Source organism: Bradyrhizobium jicamae (assembly GCF_001440395.1).
GTDB lineage: Bacteria > Pseudomonadota > Alphaproteobacteria > Rhizobiales > Xanthobacteraceae > Bradyrhizobium > Bradyrhizobium jicamae.
On sequence record NZ_LLXZ01000161.1, the window covers coordinates 1 to 16,906 of the forward strand.

At 64.1% G+C, this 16,906-nt stretch carries 16 protein-coding genes; 10 read left to right on the forward strand and 6 right to left on the reverse strand.

Features of this window, described 5'->3' with window-relative positions:
- From CQ12_RS26865 to CQ12_RS26895, 7 genes are all read left to right on the forward strand, one after another.
- Window positions 1-1,256, forward strand: a 1,256-nt coding sequence (locus tag CQ12_RS26865) for a chromosome segregation SMC family protein (protein ID WP_157088529.1), incomplete at its 5' end; no start/stop codon positions are given.
- Window positions 1,257-1,387: 131 nt separating this feature from the next.
- A complete protein-coding gene (locus tag CQ12_RS26870) occupies window positions 1,388-2,356 on the forward strand; it encodes a small ribosomal subunit Rsm22 family protein (protein WP_057838305.1) in 969 nt (322 codons plus the stop codon).
- 247 nt (window positions 2,357-2,603) lie between these two features.
- Window positions 2,604-3,164 (forward strand): LemA family protein, encoded by a 561-nt coding sequence (locus tag CQ12_RS26875; RefSeq protein WP_057838306.1) that lies wholly within the window; start codon window positions 2,604-2,606, stop codon window positions 3,162-3,164.
- 30 nt (window positions 3,165-3,194) lie between these two features.
- Window positions 3,195-4,379: a M48 family metallopeptidase gene (locus CQ12_RS26880; protein WP_057838307.1), complete on the forward strand. Its 1,185-nt coding sequence runs from the start codon at window positions 3,195-3,197 to the stop codon at window positions 4,377-4,379.
- 165 nt (window positions 4,380-4,544) lie between these two features.
- Entirely contained in the window at window positions 4,545-5,294 is a 750-nt protein-coding gene (locus CQ12_RS26885; RefSeq protein WP_057838308.1) for a P-loop NTPase family protein, read from the forward strand.
- Between the two features lie 59 nt (window positions 5,295-5,353).
- The gene (locus CQ12_RS26890) at window positions 5,354-6,022 is read left to right on the forward strand and encodes a P-loop NTPase family protein (protein WP_057838309.1); all 669 of its coding nucleotides are present in this window, start codon (window positions 5,354-5,356) and stop codon (window positions 6,020-6,022) included.
- A gap of 90 nt (window positions 6,023-6,112) precedes the next feature.
- Window positions 6,113-6,445 (forward strand): GIY-YIG nuclease family protein, encoded by a 333-nt coding sequence (locus CQ12_RS26895; RefSeq protein WP_057838310.1) that lies wholly within the window; start codon window positions 6,113-6,115, stop codon window positions 6,443-6,445.
- 237 nt (window positions 6,446-6,682) lie between these two features.
- Here CQ12_RS26895 and CQ12_RS26900 read toward each other — a convergent pair whose 3' ends face one another.
- Both CQ12_RS26900 and CQ12_RS26905 read right to left on the reverse strand, forming a co-directional pair.
- Complete coding sequence (locus tag CQ12_RS26900; protein ID WP_057838311.1) at window positions 6,683-7,222, reverse strand: adenine phosphoribosyltransferase; 540 nt, start codon at window positions 7,220-7,222, stop codon at window positions 6,683-6,685.
- A gap of 16 nt (window positions 7,223-7,238) precedes the next feature.
- On the reverse strand, window positions 7,239-9,401 hold the full coding sequence (locus tag CQ12_RS26905) for an anthranilate synthase component I (protein ID WP_057838312.1): 2,163 nt from the start codon (window positions 9,399-9,401) through the stop codon (window positions 7,239-7,241).
- A gap of 344 nt (window positions 9,402-9,745) precedes the next feature.
- On the opposite strand from CQ12_RS26905, the gene CQ12_RS26910 reads away from it, so the two are divergent.
- On the forward strand, window positions 9,746-10,747 hold the full coding sequence (locus CQ12_RS26910; RefSeq protein ID WP_057838313.1) for a VOC family protein: 1,002 nt from the start codon (window positions 9,746-9,748) through the stop codon (window positions 10,745-10,747).
- Between the two features lie 177 nt (window positions 10,748-10,924).
- Here the strand turns inward: CQ12_RS26910 and CQ12_RS26915 are convergent, their stop codons facing one another.
- The 4 genes from CQ12_RS26915 to petA all read right to left on the reverse strand — a co-directional run bounded on the left by CQ12_RS26915 (window position 10,925) and on the right by petA (window position 15,485).
- Entirely contained in the window at window positions 10,925-11,827 is a 903-nt protein-coding gene (locus CQ12_RS26915; protein WP_057838314.1) for an NAD-dependent epimerase/dehydratase family protein, read from the reverse strand.
- Between the two features lie 146 nt (window positions 11,828-11,973).
- On the reverse strand, window positions 11,974-12,648 hold the full coding sequence (locus tag CQ12_RS26920) for a dienelactone hydrolase family protein (protein ID WP_057838315.1): 675 nt from the start codon (window positions 12,646-12,648) through the stop codon (window positions 11,974-11,976).
- Between the two features lie 167 nt (window positions 12,649-12,815).
- Entirely contained in the window at window positions 12,816-14,888 is a 2,073-nt protein-coding gene (locus tag CQ12_RS26925) for a cytochrome c1 (protein ID WP_057838316.1), read from the reverse strand.
- A 66-nt stretch (window positions 14,889-14,954) separates the two neighbouring features.
- On the reverse strand, window positions 14,955-15,485 hold the full coding sequence (gene petA / locus CQ12_RS26930; protein ID WP_057838347.1) for a ubiquinol-cytochrome c reductase iron-sulfur subunit: 531 nt from the start codon (window positions 15,483-15,485) through the stop codon (window positions 14,955-14,957).
- A gap of 279 nt (window positions 15,486-15,764) precedes the next feature.
- Here petA and CQ12_RS26935 point away from each other — a divergent pair, with 279 nt between their 5' ends.
- Window positions 15,765-16,250, forward strand: coding sequence for a tRNA (cytidine(34)-2'-O)-methyltransferase (locus CQ12_RS26935; protein WP_057838317.1), 486 nt, complete (start codon window positions 15,765-15,767; stop codon window positions 16,248-16,250).
- Window positions 16,247-16,879 (forward strand): 7-carboxy-7-deazaguanine synthase, encoded by a 633-nt coding sequence (queE, locus tag CQ12_RS26940; protein WP_057838318.1) that lies wholly within the window; start codon window positions 16,247-16,249, stop codon window positions 16,877-16,879. Before CQ12_RS26935 ends, queE begins: the two co-directional genes overlap by 4 nt.
- Window positions 16,880-16,906: the final 27 nt, after the last annotated feature.

Sequence of the window (16,906 nt, forward strand, 5' to 3'; positions counted from 1 at the left end):
ACCTGCCGCCGACGGACGAGGCGGAAGCCAGACTGAACACCGTTCGCACCGACATCGAGGGCCATCGCCGCTTCGCCGCGCAGGTGCGCGCCGAGGCCCAGGCGCTGGCGCGCGAAGCCGAGCTGGCCGACCGCCGGGTGCAGGCCATCATCGCCGAGCGCACCGAATGGCAGAACCGCAAGCAGAGCTCGGCCTCGCAGGTCGCCACCGTCGAGGCGCGCATCACCGAAGTGACCGCCGAGCGCGCCGAGCTTGACAACGCGCCTGCCGTGTTCGCCGAGAAGCGCCGCTCGCTGATCAACGAGATCGAGTCCGCCGAGAGCGCCCGCCGCGTCGCGGCCGACGCGCTCGCCGCCGCCGAAAGCGTGATGGCGCAAACCGACCGTGAAGCCAAGGCTTCGCTCGAAGCGCTCTCCTCCGCCCGCGAAGCCTGCGGCCGCGCCGAGGAGCGCATGGAAGGCACCAAGCGCCGGCTTGCCGACATCGAGCGCGAAATCCACGACATGCTCGAAGTCGAACCGCACGCGGTTGCTGCTCTCGCCGAGATCGAGCCGGGCGCGGAACTGCCGCCGCTCGGCGAGATCGAGGAAAGCCTCGAAAAGCTGCGCCGCGACCGCGAGCGGCTTGGCGCCGTCAATCTGCGCGCTGAGGAAGAACTGAAAGAGGTCGAGACCCAGCATACGGCACTGACGACCGAGCGCGACGATCTGGTCGAAGCCATCAAGCGGCTGCGCCAGGGCATCCAGAGCCTCAACAAGGAGGCGCGCGAGCGGCTGCTCGTCTCGTTCGAAACCGTCAACGCGCACTTCAAGCGACTGTTCACCGAACTGTTCGGCGGCGGCGAAGCGGCGCTTCATTTGATCGAAAGCGACGATCCGCTGGAAGCCGGCCTCGAAATCATTGCAAAGCCGCCCGGCAAGAAGCCGCAGACGCTGTCGCTGCTCTCCGGCGGCGAGCAGGCGCTGACGGCACTGGCGCTGATCTTCGCGGTGTTCCTCACCAACCCGTCGCCGATCTGCGTGCTGGACGAAGTCGACGCGCCGCTGGACGACCACAACGTCGAGCGCTTCTGCAACCTGCTCCACGAGATGACCTCGTCGACGGAAACCCGCTTCATCATCATCACGCACAACCCGATCACGATGGCGCGGATGAACCGGCTGTTCGGCGTCACCATGGCCGAACGCGGCGTCTCGCAACTGGTCTCGGTCGGCCTCGACGACGCGGTGAAGATTTTGGATCAGCACGTGGCGTGATACTTGGTCCGTCATTCCGGGGCGATGCGAAGCATCGAACCCGGAATCTCGTGATTCCCCGATGCGCAATTGCGCATCTGAGGTCTGGTCCTTCGGACCATCCCGGAATGACGTGTAGGACGGACGGATAGATGACCTCACCCGACCTCCCCGCTGAGCTGAAAGCCGCGCTCGACGGCAAGCTGCGCGGCTTTTCCCGCAGCGACGCCGCGGGCCGTGCGGCTTCAATCTCGAAGACCTATCGCGGCGGCGGCAACTCCGGCGCAATCCGTTCGGAAACGGACGCACTCGCCTATGCGCTGGCGCGGATGCCTGCGACCTATGCTGCTGTGACAGCCAGCCTCAACGCGCTCGTCGAGATCAGGCCGGACTTCGCTCCCAACAGCTTGCTCGATGTCGGCGCGGGGCCGGGCACGGCGACCTGGGCGGCGGCGGAAGCATTCCCGTCTCTGCAACGCTTTACTCTGCTCGACTCCAACGACGCATTGCGCACGCTGGCGCTCGACCTCATCGCCGACGGCTTTCGCCTGCGTGACGCAAGCTACCAGCGCGGCGAGGCGCGCGCTGCGCTGGTGAATGCGGAGACGGCCGACCTCGTCGTGGCGAGCTACATGATCGGCGAGATCGGCGACGCCGAACAGCGCGCACTTGCCGAACTCATGTGGCAGAAGACCCGCGACACGCTGCTCGTGATCGAACCCGGCACGCCCGCCGGCTATGCCCGGATCATCGCGCTGCGTGCGCAGCTGATTGCGCTCGGCGCGCATGTCGCTGCCCCCTGCCCGCATGACGGCCCATGCCCGCTGCTGCCGCCGGACTGGTGCCATTTCACCCAGCGCCTGCAGCGCTCGCGCGCGCACAAGCAGGTCAAGGGCGCGGAGCTGCCGTTCGAGGACGAGAAGTTCAGCTATGTCGCGCTGACCCATGCGCCGGTCGATCAACGCTTGTCCCGGGTACTGGCGCAGCCGATCGTCACCAAGGTGGAAGTAACGGCCAAACTCTGCACGCCGGAAGGTCTCTCCCTGACAAAGGTTCCCCGCCGCGCCAAGGCAGATTACGCCAATGCCCGGCGCTGGAGATGGGGCGATGCTGTTAATTGAGCCCGTCATTCCGGGCTGGTGCGCTAGCACCAGACCTCAGATGCGCAATTGCGCATCGGGGAATCTCGAGATTCCGGGTCGATGCTTCGCATCGCCCGGAATGACGGCGGAGTGCTCTTGAACTTATCCCGCCCCATTCCCGACTAAAGCCAAGCCCCAAGTTTCCTCCCACCTCGCGGGCGGGCTGCCGCACGCCCCGGTTTTCGTCTAGATTCGCTGTCTTTCGTCCCATTAGGAGTTGTCCGTCATGTCGACCGGCTGGATCGTTCTCGGCGTCATCGTCATCATCGTGCTGTTTGCGTTCGGCGCGTATAACCGCCTGGTCGCGCTCAGCCAGCGCGTCAGCCAGGCCTTTGCCGACATCGACGTGCAGCTCAAGCAGCGCCACGACCTGATCCCGAACCTGGTCGAGACCGTGAAGGGCTATGCCCAGCACGAACGCGGCACGCTCGACGACGTCATCAAGGCCCGCAATTCGGCGATGTCGGCGCAGGGGCCGGCGCAGGTGTCGGCGGCGGAAAACCAGCTCAGCGGCGCGCTCGGCCGCCTGATCGCGCTGTCGGAGGCCTATCCGGACCTCAAGGCCAACGCCAATTTCCAGCAACTCGCCGGCGAACTCTCCGACCTCGAGAACAAGATCGCGGCGAGCCGCCGCTTCTTCAACAATGCCGTCCAGGAATACAACACCGGCATCCAGCAGCTTCCCGCGGCGCTGTTCGCCGGCATGTTCGGCTTCACTCGCAAGGAATTCTTCGACCTCGGCGCCAGCCGCGCCGAAGTCGAGACGGTGCCGAGCGTGAAGTTCTAAAGCTTCAGGGACTCGGCAGAGCAGCCCATCATGGCCGCGTACGGTCTCTACACGCATATCGCATCGAACAAGTTTCGTTCGATGCTGCTGCTCGCCGGCCTGTTCCTGCTGATCTACGTGCTGGTATTTGCCGGCGCGCTGGTGGCGGAAGTGGTGCTCAACAGCGGAGCGTCGCTGAACTATTACCTGACACGCGCCTCGCGCGACCTGATCGCGGCCTTGCCCTACGCCACGATCGTCGCCGCCGTGTGGATCGTGATCGCCTATTTCTTCCACCAGAACATGATCGACGCCGTGACCGGCGGCGAAAGCGTGACGCGGCAACAGCAGCCGCGGCTCTATAATCTGCTGGAAAACCTCTGCATCTCGCGCGGCATCCCGATGCCGAAGCTGAAGGTGATGGACAGCCCGGCGCTGAACGCCTTCGCCAGCGGCCTCAACCGGCGGCAATATTCCATCACGGTGACGTCGGGCCTCCTCAAGGCGCTCAACGACCAGGAGATCGAGGCCGTGCTCGGCCACGAGCTCACCCATATCCGCAATGGCGACGTGCAGTTGATGGTGGTCGCCGTGATCATCGCCGGCGTAGTCGGCTTTTTCGGCGAATTGTTCTTTCGCATGTTCACCAACCTGTCGTGGAATTCCAGCGGCAGCGGCTGGTCGTCGTCGCGTTCATCGTCCTCCTCGTCCGATCGCGACAGCAAGGGAGGCGGCGGCGCGGTCCTCGCCATCATCATCGCGGTGGCGCTGATCCTGCTGGCGTGGCTGTTGTCGCAGGTGGTCAAGCTGGCGTTGTCGCGCTCGCGCGAACTGCTGGCCGATGCCGGCTCGGTCGAACTGACCAAGAATCCCGACGCCATGATCACGGCGCTGCGCAAGATCGAGAACCGCGGCGAGCTCGAAGGCGCGACGTCGGCGGTGATGGAGCTCTGTGTCGACAATCCGCGCGAAGGCTTTGCCGACCTGTTCGCGACCCATCCCTCGGTCGATGCCCGCGTCAAGGCCCTGGTGCAGTTTGCCGGCGGCCGAGATCCCGGCCCGTTGGCCCTGCCGTCCGAGACGGCGAGCGAAGCCGATGAGATCCAGGAATCAGCCAGCGAGCAGCTTCCGCCGCCGCCGGTTCCCCGCGGCCCCTGGAGCGACGCCGGCGCGCCTGCCGGCGTCCCGGGCACCCGTTCGGCCCCCTCGGACGGCCCGTGGGGCCCGCACCGGTAGGCAGCCGCCCCTTTCGCCCGCCGGATTAACGAATTCGGTATGAATAATGGCGATGGCTGTCCAAGAGATTGAATTATCCCTTGTTTCTGCCATGTTCGCGCCCAAAGCAGGGATTGGGGCCTCCCGGTCGCTCCCGCGATCGGAACTGCTGTTCAAGGGAATTTCATGGGAAAGCCAGTCGTGATTGTGGTGGGCGCGGACAAGGGCGGGGTCGGCAAGACGACCGTGTCACGGACGCTCCTGGATTACTTCAGCGCCAACAACGTGCCGACCCGGGCATTCGATACCGAATCGCCGCGCGGCACCCTGAAGCGCTTCCACCCTGACATTACCGAGATCGTCGACATGACGACGACATCGGACCAGATGAAGATCTTCGATACGCTGAGCGCCGGACCTTCGGTGACCGTGATCGACGTCCGCGCCGGACTGCTGTCGCCGGCGCTCGCTTCGCTGCGCGACATCGGTTTCCTCGATGCGGCGAAGGCCGGACAGATCACCTTTGCCGTGTTCCATATCCTGGGACCCTCGATCGCCTCGCTGGACGAAATCGCCGAGACCTCGGGTTTCATGCAGGGCGCCAAATATTTCCTGGTGAAGAACTTCATCAATGACACCCAGTTCTTCCAATGGGACCAGGCGACCTACAACTCCTACTTTCACCGTATCAAGGACGCCACCGACCTCACGATCCCCAAGCTCAACGAAATGGCCTATGAGCAGGTCGAGGTTTCCTCGGTGCCGTTCCTCAAATTCGTCGCCAACAAGGGCAAGGATGATGAGGCCGCGAACTATTCGTTCGTGCTGCGCGGCTACGTCCGGCACTGGCTCGCCAATGTCTGGAGCGAGTTCGACCGCATCAAGCTGACCGATCTCGTCGGCGCCAAATCGACCACGCGCGGCGGCGAAAAATAGTGGCGCAGCCAGCGCGACAGGGCTGGATTAGCCGAGAAATTCCTTTGATATAGCAGGTGATGAGCGCCACACCTGTCTACATCATCTGCTCGCCCCGGCCCCTCGTCGGCAAGACGTTGCTCGCACGACTGTTGAGCGAGTTCCTGCTGCTGAAGAATGGTTCGGTGTGCTCCTTCGACATCAATCTGAAGGAACCATCGCTGCTCGAATATCTGCCGCGCCTCACCGAGACGGCCGATGTCATGGACACCTATGGCAAGATGCAGCTGATGGACCGCCTGATCGTCAACGACGATATCGCCAAGGTCGTCGACCTCGGCTTTCATGCGTTCGACGAGTTCTTCAAGATGATTCACGAGATCGGTTTCCTGAAGGAGGCCGCGCGGCGGGGCGTGGCGCCGACCGTCCTGTTCATGGCCGATACCGACCGCGTTTCCGCCCGCAGCTATCCGACGTTGCGGGAGCAGATCCCGCTGAAAGCGCTGATTACGATCGACAACGAGTATGTGGTGCGCGGCGAACTGCCCGAGGCGATGAGCTTCGGGCGGGTGCTGCGAATATCGGCGCTACCCTCGTTCCTGAAGACCTATGTCGACCGGGTGACCTTTTCCTTCACCGACTATCTGCGCAACGAGCGGGATTCCTCGACCGAGTTGCACCAATGGATCCGCCGGAACTACACCAGCTTTCGCGAGCTGGAGTTCAGCCTGCTCACGCAGTGGCCGTGACGCCGGCTTTATTTTACCCGGATAATATTGACGACGGGGACCCGGTCTGTTAGAGGGCACTTCAGACCCTGAACATTCCCGCGAGGTCCCGTGACATCAGCCAGAAAGGCCGCCATCGCCGCCTACAAGGAGCGGAAGACCTTCGCCGGGATATTCCTGATCCGCTGCAAGGCGACCGCCGAGACATGGGTCGGCCAGACGCCCAATCTCGAAAAAATCCAGAACCGGATCTGGTTCTCGCTGCGCCAGGGCAGCCACCCCTGCCGCAGCCTGCAGACGGCATGGACCGCGCATGGGGTGGACAGCTTCACGTTCGCGGAGTGCGAGCGGCTGGAAGAGGAAGAGACGCCGTATGTCCGCGACGGGCTGTTGAAGGAGCGAGCAGTGCATTGGCGGGAGACGCTCAACGCAGAAGCGGTGTGACGAAGGTCTTCACCCGCCCCTTGAGGCGGCGGGTCGGCTCACATGGAGCGCAGCGCAATGTGAGGCGGGGTGGGATGATCTCTCAACACGGGCACTGTCAGATGCGGAAAGACCGTCACCCCACCTCGGTTCGCATTCATGCGAACCGATCCACGAGCGAGCTTCGCTCGTCTCGGACCCCTCCAGGGGAGGATGAAGGAAACGCACGCCGCTGCACTCATTTGGGCTACGAATATCTCAATGCCCCTCGAACGACATCAGCGTACGTACCGGCACTTCCATCGCGCGCAGCTTGGCGGCGCCGCCCAGATCCGGGAGGTCGATGATGAAGCAGGCGGCGACCACGTTGGCGCCGATCTGGCGCAGCAGTTTTACAGCGCCTTCCGCGGTGCCGCCGGTGGCGATGAGGTCGTCGACCAGGATGACGCGCTCGCCGGGCTGGATCGCGTCGACATGCATTTCCATTTCATCGATGCCGTATTCCAGCGAATAGGCGATCCGCACGGTGGTGTGCGGCAGCTTGCCTTTTTTCCGGATCGGCACGAAGCCGGCGGAGACCTGATGCGCCACGGCGCCGCCGAGGATGAATCCCCGCGCCTCGATGCCGGCAACCTTGTCGATCTTCAATCCCGCCCAAGGCTGCACCAGTTCGTCGACCGCGCGGCGGAAGGCACGCGCGTCCGCCAAGAGCGTGGTGATGTCGCGAAACAGGATGCCCTTCTTCGGGTAGTCCGGAATGGTGCGGACGGTGGCCTTGATGTCGTGATCGAATGTCATCGGTATCTCGCAATCCTCAATTGACTGGTGCATTCAGCCGAAACGCATTCTCGACGATCCGCAGCCCCACCTCGCCACCGAGTGACATCAGCGACTCCGGATGAAACTGCACGCCGCCGACCGGCAGGGTCTTGTGCTCGATCGCCATCGCGACGCCGTCCTCGGTGGTCGCGGTGACTTCGAGTACATCGGGCACGCTGTCGCGCTCGACATAGAGCGAATGATAGCGGCCGATCACGATCTCGTTCGGCAGGTTCTGCATCAAGCGCCCGCCGCGCACCTGGATCCGCGACGGGCGACCGTGCGCGGGCTGGGTGAGCTGGCCGAGCTGGCCACCAAAATATTCGCCGATCGCCTGCACGCCAAGGCAGACGCCGAAGATCGGTAGATTTCGGTCGAGCGCCGTCCCGATGGTCCTGGAGATTGCAAAATCCTCCGGCCGGCCCGGGCCCGGCGAGAGCACCAGCAGATCCCAGTTCTTCTTCAGCATCTCCTGCGCATGCACGTGGCGGACCACGGTGACGTTGGCGCCGACCTGTCGGAAATAATCCGCCAGCATATGCACAAAGCTGTCGTCGTGATCGATCAGGAGCACCTTCCGGCCCGAGCCGGTTGCGTCGGGCGCAAACGTCGAGAGTGGTTTTGGCGCGTCGCCGCGCAGCGCCTGGAACAGCGCGGCAGCCTTGACCTGGCACTCGCGGTCTTCCGCAGCAGGATCCGAATCGAAAAGACAGGTGGCGCCGACGCGCACTTCGGCCAGTCCATCCTTCATGCGGATGGTGCGGATGGTGAGCCCGGTATTGATGTTGCCGTCGAAGTTCACCGCACCGATCGCGCCGGCGTACCAGCGCCGCGACGAGCGCTCATTGTCCTCGACGAACTGCATCGCCCACAATTTCGGCGCGCCCGTTACCGTCACCGCCCAGGCGTGGGTGAGGAAGGCATCGAGTGCATCGAAGCCGGGGCGCAGCATGCCCTCGACGTGATCGACGGTATGGAACAGTTTCGAATAGGTCTCGATCTGCCGCCGCGCGAGGACCTTGATGGTGCCGGGGACGCAGACGCGCGCCTTGTCGTTGCGGTCGACGTCGGTGCACATATTGAGTTCGAACTCGTCCTTTTCCGAGTTCAGCAACTGCCGGATCTGCTCGGCGTCGCCGATCGCATCGACGCCGCGCGCGATCGTGCCCGAGATCGGGCAGGTCTCTACCCGGCGGCCGTCGGAGCGCACGAACATTTCCGGCGAGGCCGACACCAGAAACTCGCCGTCGCCGAGATTCATCAGCGCGCCATAGGGCGACGGGTTGATGCGGCACAGCCGCTGGAACACTTCCGCCGGCGAACGCTCGCAGGGCTCGGCGAACAACTGCCCGGGCACGGCCTCGAACAGATCGCCGCGCGCAAACGCCGCGCGCGCGACCTCCACCGTCGCCTGATATTCGCCGGGCGCGTGATCGGCAAAACCCTGCCGCGGCGTTTTGGCGTAGACGCTCTCGGCGGTGTCGCGCGGCAGACCTTGCGTGGATTTTCCCTTCCAGGAGAAATCATAGCTCAGCACCACGCCGCGGCCGGTGGCGCGGTCGTAAGCCAAGAGGCGATCCGGCACATAGAGCACGATGTCGCGCTGGTCGGCTTCGCGGGCGCGCTTCTGCACGAGGTCCTCGATCTGGAACACGAGATCGTAGGCAAAGGCGCCGAACAGGCCGAGCAGCGGATCGTCATTGGCCGACAAGGCAGCGATGAGATCGCGCACCAGCGACATCACGCTGGCACGTCGGGTGCGCTGATCTTCCTCGACCGGCGCGGCGCCGCGGATGATATGGCCGGCGAGCCGCGTCGGGCTTTTTTCGGAGATGACGACGCAGGGCTCGCGCAGCACGTCGCCCAGGAACGCGATCAGCACCTCGCCGCGCGCGTTCAGCGCGGTCAGCGAGAAGTTCGCGCCGACGGTTTCCAGCACCAGCGGCGGATCGGCAAAGCCGAGGTCGAAACTCTCGTAGCGGCCCGGCACCGTGGTGCCCGAGGACAGCACGACACCACGGCGGCGATCGAGCAGTTCGATCAAATCGTCGAGGCGCTTGGCATTGCCGGTGAACTGCTCGACGACGCGCGAAATCGCCAGGCCGCCGCTGGTCCGGTATTCGCTGTGCTCGGGCAGGGAGAAGGCTGTCCTGTTCATGTGATCCTCTTACGAAACCTCGCCAGGGGGCGCCACACAGGACAAACGAAGGGCAAATAAACAAACCATCGGTCGCACTGCGATGGCGACCTTCGACGATTGAAAAAATGAAATCGCACCGGCCACCTCTTTAGGAGGTGCGCCACCAGAGACGGGAGGGGGTAATGACGGTGCTCATGGGAACCTAATCACCATCCGGCGGGGACGATGTCAAGGGAGGAGCGGGTCGGGCTACCCGCCCCGGGGTCCATCTTTGGGTGTCGGATGGCGTCAAACTTGCGTAGGATTTGAGCAAAGCAGCGGCGCATTTGATGCGCAATGATTGCAGATGGCGGAGGCAAGCGATGGCATTGCTGGGTCTGGGATATGCCGGCTTCGGATCAGCGGACCTCGAGGACTGGCGGCAGTTCGGCACGGGCCTTGTCGGCCTGCAGGCGGTCGAGCGCGGCAATTCGCTGCTGGCGTTCCGGATGGACGACCGCAAGCAGCGCATCGTCATCGACCGCGCGATGGGCGAAGGCACGCGTTTCTTCGGCTGGGAGGTCGCAGACGCTGCCGCACTGGATGCGCTGGCGGCGCGGCTGGAAGCGGCCGGCGTGCATGTCGTGGCCGAGCCGCAGACGCTGGCCGATGCCAGGCGCGTGCGCCGCCTGATTTCGTTCCACGATCCCGCCGGCAACCGGCTGGAGGCATTTTACGACGCCGAGATCGACGACATGCCGTTCGTGCCGGGCCGCTCGATCTCGGGCTTCCGCACCGGTCCGCTGGGGCTTGGGCATGCCGTGCTGACGGTCGAGAATATCGAGCCGGTCATGGCGTTCTATGTCGGCGTGCTCGGCTTCGGTCTCTCCGACTACATCTCAAAACCGTTTCGCGCCTACTTCTTCCACGTCAATGCGCGGCACCACAGCCTCGCACTGATCGAGACCGGCAAAAACGGCATGCATCATCTGATGGTGGAGCTGTTCTCGCTCGACGATGTCGGCCAGTGCTACGACATCGCGCAGACGGAGGAAGGCCGCGTCGGCGTCACGCTCGGCCGCCACACCAACGATTTCATGACCTCGTTCTACGCTCACACGCCGTCGTCCTTCATGATCGAATGCGGCTGGGGCGGCCGCGAGATCGATCCCGCGACGTGGCAGCCGGTGGAGATGCATGACGGGCCCAGCCTGTGGGGCCATGAGCGCGTCTGGCTGCCGCCGGAAGACCGCGCAGTCGCCCGCGAGATGCGGATGCGTGCAGCGGCCTCGGGCCTGCGCGCGCCGGTGCAGGTGATGGAGGGGAATTACAAGCTGATGTCGGGCACGTGCGCGTGGTGGGATGGGGTGCGCGGCCAGGGTTAGTCAGAAGTGTCGCCCAACAACCGGCGTCGTCCCTGCGAACGCAGGGACCCATAACCACAGGGGTTGTTGTTGCGCGAGGTTGTCGAACAGCCTTAAACGATAAGCCGCGGCGTATGGGTCCCTGCGTTCGCAGGGACGACGGCGCCGCAAGCATATGGGACCAAACGAACAGCTCACCTACTCCCGATAACACTCCTGCTCGATCTCCTCGATCAGACCACGCGCCTTCGGCTGCCAGCCGAGTTCGTCTCGCGCACGCTTGGCACGCACGCGGCTGTTGGAAGCCATCGTGTCTTCGGTCGTCCCCTCGCCCCATTCGGCGGCGGCCTCCTGTATCGACATCGCCGTTGGCGGCCCCGCGAAACCCAGCATGCGGTTGATGGCCACGCACGCCTCGCGCATCGAGTTCTCGCCATTCTCGGCGAAATAGAAGCTGCCTGCCGGCGCCTTCTCGATCGCCAGCGCGTAGAGCGTCACGAGATCGTCGATATGCACGTTCGACCAGATGTTCTCGCCGGGTCCGGCATGCGCCGCGTTGCCGCGCTTTCTGGCGAGCTTGATCAGCAGCGGCACCTGGACGCTGTCGCGCCCTGCCCCGTGACCGATGCCGTAGATCAGGCTCGGGCAGACGATGACCGGGCGGCAGCCCTCGTCACGGTATGAAAGGATGAACTCGTTCAGCGCGACCCGCGCCGCGCGCGCGGGCGACGGCGTAACCGGCGTGTCCTCGTCGAACACCGCATCGGTGCGTTCGCCGCGGGCACGGGTGCCGACGATGCTCGATCCCGATGTATGGATCAGCGGCTTGCCGCTTCCGCTGAGCGCATCGAGCAGCGCGACGACGGCGTCCCTATGATCGGCGCTCGCAGCGTTGACCACGATATCGGCGGCCCATGCCGCTTGCGTCAGGACTTCTCCGTCGTCGAGTGTTCCCAGCAAGGGCTGGATACCTCGCGCGCGAACCGCCTCGGCCTTTTCAGGCGAACGAACCAAGCCCGTCACTTGGTGACCGGCGGCCACAAGATGCGCGGCAACCGACCCGCCGATATAGCCCGATGCGCCCGTGCAGAAGATTTTCATTTTACCATTCCTTACCCGCCGTCATTGCGAGCGAAGCGAAGCAATCCATCGCACCACGAGCGGAGACATGGATTGCTTTGTCGCTTCGCTCCCTTGCGCAAACGCTTCGCGTTTGTCGCAGGCAATGACGAGAAAAGCTCTTCAGCCTAACCCAGATGCTTCTTGAAGAATTCCGTCGCCCTTCCCCAGGCCAGCTCGGCGGCCTGACGGTCGTGCACCGATTGGCGCTGCTCGTTGACGAAGGCGTGCTCGGCGTCATAGCGGAAAATCTCGAGCGATTTGCCGGCGGCCTTCATGCCCTGCTCGAAGGCATTGACCACCTCCGGCGTGCACCAGTCGTCCTTGTTGGCGAAATGCGCCTGCAGCGGAATCTTCACGTCCGCGGGCTTCGCCGCCTGCTCCGGCGGAATACCGTAGAACACCACGCCGGCCGCAAGCTCCGGAATTTTGGTGGCGCCGATGATCGTCACCGCGCCGCCGAGACAGAAGCCGGTAAGCCCCACCTTGGCGCCGTTGCGCGACAGATATTGCGCCGCGCCGCGCACCGTCTGCGTGGTGGCGTCCATGAAATCCAGCGAGTTCATCTCCCGGCCGGCCGCATCCGTGTCGTGATACGGCACCACCGTGCCCTTGTAGAGATCCGGCGCCAGCGCATCGAAGCCCGCCACCGCAAAGCGGTCGCACAGACCCTTGATCTGGTCCTGCAGGCCCCACCATTCCTGGATCACGACCACGCCCGGCGCATTGCCGCGCGCCGCATTGGCGAGATAGCCGCTGGCTTCCTTGCCGTCCGGGCGCTTGAAGGTGATGCTGGTACCCATGAGTTCCTCCGCAATGATGTTGGGCCGATTTGGCGGCCATCTTGTCCGCTGTGAGGTCAGGAAGCAATCGGCTGCGCCGCCGGCCGCACGCCCATTTGAAGACAACAAAAAAGCCCCCGCAGGGGCTTTTCCGAAAACGCATGCACCATGAGATCAATGGGCGGAGATCAGTGGGCGTTGGCCCAGACCTTCTTCTTGGTGAAGTACAGGAGCACGGTGAGCAGGATCAGGAACACGAACACCTGCAGGCCGAGCTGCTTGCGCGCCTCCATGTGCGGCTCCGCAGCCCACATCAGGAACGTGGTGACGTCCTTGGCATACTGCGCGACCGTGGCCGGCGCGCCGTCGTCATAGGTGACCTGGCCGTCGCTCAGCGGCTTCGGCATCTTGATGGCGTGGCCGGGGAAGTAGTTGTTGTAGAAGGAACCCGACGGCAGATTGAAGCCAGCCGGCGGCTTGTCCTCATAGCCCTGCAGCAGCGCGACAATGTAGTCCGGGCCTTGCTCCTGATACTGGGTGAAGAAGTCGATCAGGAACTGCGGGAAGCCGCGGCCATAGCTGCGCGCCTTGGTGATCAGCGAGAGGTCAGGCGGAAAGGCACCGCCATTGGCCGCGCGGGCCGCCTGCTCGTTCGGGAACGGCGACGGGAAATAATCGGCGGGCCGACCCGGACGCTCGAACATTTCGCCCTGGTCGTTCGGGCCGTCCTTGACCTTGTAGTCCGACGCGAACGCCTGGGCCTGCGCCACCGAGTAGCCGGGTCCGCCGGCCTCGGCGAGGTTGCGGAAGGCGACAAACGACAGGCCGTGACAGGCCGCGCAGACCTCCTTGTAGACCTTGAGGCCGCGCTGCATTGCGCCGCGATCGAACTTGCCGAACGGGCCTGAAAACGACCACGTCTGCGCCGGCGGCTTGGTGCCGCCTTCGGCAGCGCGGGCGCTGTCAGCACCGCCGAACAGCAGGCCAGCGGCCACCATCAGCGCGATCACGCTCGACACCATCGGCACAGCCTTGCCGCCTGACTTCGCCAGCACGTCGTCGGCGATCGAGTTCGGCACCGGACGGGGCTTCTCGATCCGAGACAGCAAGGGCAGCAAGATCAGGAAATAGGCGAAGTAGAGCACGGTCAGGATACGGCCGACGATGACGTAGATGCCTTCCGGCGGTTGCGCGCCGAGATAGCCGAGGCCGATGCAGACGAGGACGAAGATCCAGAAGAACTGCTTGGCCAGCGGGCGATACTTCGACGAACGCGTCTTGGCGTTATCGAGCCAGGGCAGGAACGCCAGCACGACGATCGCACCGAACATCGCCACGACGCCGGCAAGCTTGTTCGGGATCGAGCGCAGGATCGCGTAGAACGGCAGGTAATACCATTCCGGCACGATATGCGCAGGCGTCACGGCGGGATTGGCCGGGATGTAGTTCTCGGGATCGCCGAGATAGTTCGGCATGTAGAAGATGAACCAGGCGAAGAACAGCAGGAAGCAGGAGACGCCGAACATGTCCTTGATGGTCGCGTAGGGCGTGAACGGCACCGTGTCCTTTTCCGTCTTCGCCTCGACGCCGGCCGGATTGTTCTGACCGGCGACATGCAGCGCCCAGACGTGCAGCACTACCACGCCGGCGATCACGAATGGCAGCAGGTAGTGCAGAGAGAAGAAGCGGTTCAGCGTCGGGTTGCCGACGGCATAGCCGCCCCACAGCAGCGTCACGATGCTCTCGCCGAAATAGGGCACGGCCGAGAACAGGTTGGTGATGACGGTGGCGCCCCAGAAGCTCATCTGGCCCCACGGCAGCACGTAGCCCATGAAGCCGGTCGCCATCATCAGGAGGTAGATGATGACGCCGAGAATCCACAGCACCTCGCGCGGTTCCTTGTACGACCCGTAATAGAGGCCGCGGAACATGTGGATGTAGACGGCGAAGAAGAACATCGAGGCGCCGCAGGCGTGGACGTTGCGCAGCAGCCAGCCGTAGTTGACGTCGCGGACGATGAGCTCGACCGACTTGAACGCCATATCGGCGTGCGGCGTGTAATGCATCGCCAGGATCACGCCGGTCAGGATCTGCACGCCCAGCATGAACGAAAGGATGGCGCCGAAGGTCCACCAGTAGTTCAGGTTACGCGGCGTCGGATACGCCACGAACGAGGAATGCATAAGTCCCATGATCGGGAGGCGCCGTTCGATCCACTTCAAGGCGGGATTGGTCGGCTGGAAATCGGATGGTCCGCTCATTGATGCGATCCTGAGGAAGTAAGACGACGCGACGGATTAAGGGGTCTCGGACTGGCGTCCGAGCCCTTAGCCGATCTGGATTTTGGTGTCGGAAACGAATGTGTAGGGCGGAACCGGCAGGTTGCTCGGCGCGGGTCCCTGACGGATGCGGCCCGAGGTGTCGTAAACCGAACCGTGGCACGGGCAGAAGAAGCCGTCATAGGCTCCCTCATGGGCGATCGGGATGCAGCCGAGATGGGTGCAGATGCCGACCACGACCAGCCACTGGTCATGGCCCGCCTTGACCCGGGACTCATCGCTCTGCGGATCGGGCAGGCTCGCTACCGGCACCTTGCGGGCCTCTTCGATCTGCTTCTTGGTTCGGTGGCTGATGTAGATCGGCTTGCCGCGCCAGAACACCTTGATGTCCTGTCCTTCGGCGATCGGGGTCAGGTCGACCTCAATCGGCGCACCGGCCGCGATCGTCGAGGCATCCGGGTTCATCTGGGAAACCAGCGGCCACACCGTGGCAGCGGCGCCTACGGCGGCGACGGCTCCCGTTGCAACATAGAGGAAATCACGGCGTGTCGGATGGTCCGCCGAAGACGCTGTCGTCACGATTCCAAGCCCTTTCTTGTCTGCAGCCGGCGGAACCGCCCCGGACACGCGAAAGCACGCCCTGAAGGAGGCTGCCGGCGCCCGCGGCCCCCGCGGCGGCAGAAAAACCGCTTTTCCTCCCCCAATCCGGCGGAACAAGCAGTCCAGAATCGTTCTATTGGCACCCTTGCCGTGAGAGCGCAAGCCCGCTATCGGCTCGCAAGCGTGCAATGCACTAAATCCGCGCCCGGCCGTGATTTATTCGAGACATTTCGTTCGCGCCAGCAAAGCCCCGACCCCATGCAGATTGCGCTTTTTCAGCCTGATATTCCCCAGAACACGGGAACGATTCTGCGCCTGTGTGCCTGCCTGGGCGTGGCCGCCCACATTATCGAGCCGGCCGGATTTCCGATCTCCGACCGGCATTTCCGCCGGGCGGGAATGGACTATCTTGATCATGTCGCCCTCACCCGCCACGACTCATGGTCAAAATTCGCGCAATGGCGTAACGAGGCGGGTTGCCGGCTGGTGCTGTTTACCACCAAGGCGGCTGGTTCCTATCTGGATTTCCGCTACGAGAAGGACGACGTCCTGCTGTTCGGGCGGGAATCGGCCGGGGTTACCGACGAGGTCGCCGCCGCGGCCGATGCGCGGCTGCTGATCCCGATCCGACCGGACTTGCGCTCGCTCAATGTCGCCATGGCGGCTGCCATGGCATTGGGTGAGGCAGTGCGGCAGACCGGTTCCGCGATCCAGGCCGATGCGGTTCTCAAGGAGAGAAGGTGAGTTACGCGGTCAAAGAGATATTCCTGACCCTGCAGGGCGAAGGCGCACATGCCGGCCGCGCGGCAGTGTTCTGCCGTTTTGCCGGGTGCAATCTCTGGACCGGCCGCGAACAGGACCGCGCGACCGCCACCTGCCAGTTCTGCGATACCGATTTCGTCGGCACCGACGGCACGCTGGGCGGCCGCTACGCCACGGCGGATGACCTCGCCGACACCATCGCCGGGCAATGGACCGGGGACAATACCAACCGCTATGTCGTGCTGACCGGCGGCGAGCCGCTGCTGCAGGTGGACAGCGCCTTCATCGACGCGCTGCATGCGCGCGGCTTTTCGATCGGCATCGAGACCAACGGCACGATCGAGCCGCCCGCGGGGATGGACTGGGTCTGCGTCAGCCCGAAGGCCGGCGCCGGCCTCGTGGTGCGTCGCGGCCACGAGTTGAAGCTGGTCTATCCGCAGGCAGGCGCTGTGCCGGAAGACTTCGCAGGCCTCGACTTCGAGCGCTTCTCGCTGCAGCCGATGGACGGCCCCGACGTGCTCGACAACACCGCACGCGCGGTCGACTACTGCCTGCGCCATCCGCAATGGCGGCTCAGCCTGCAAACGCACAAGACACTCGGTATCAGATAATTTGGCATCAGACGGGACCTAGACGTT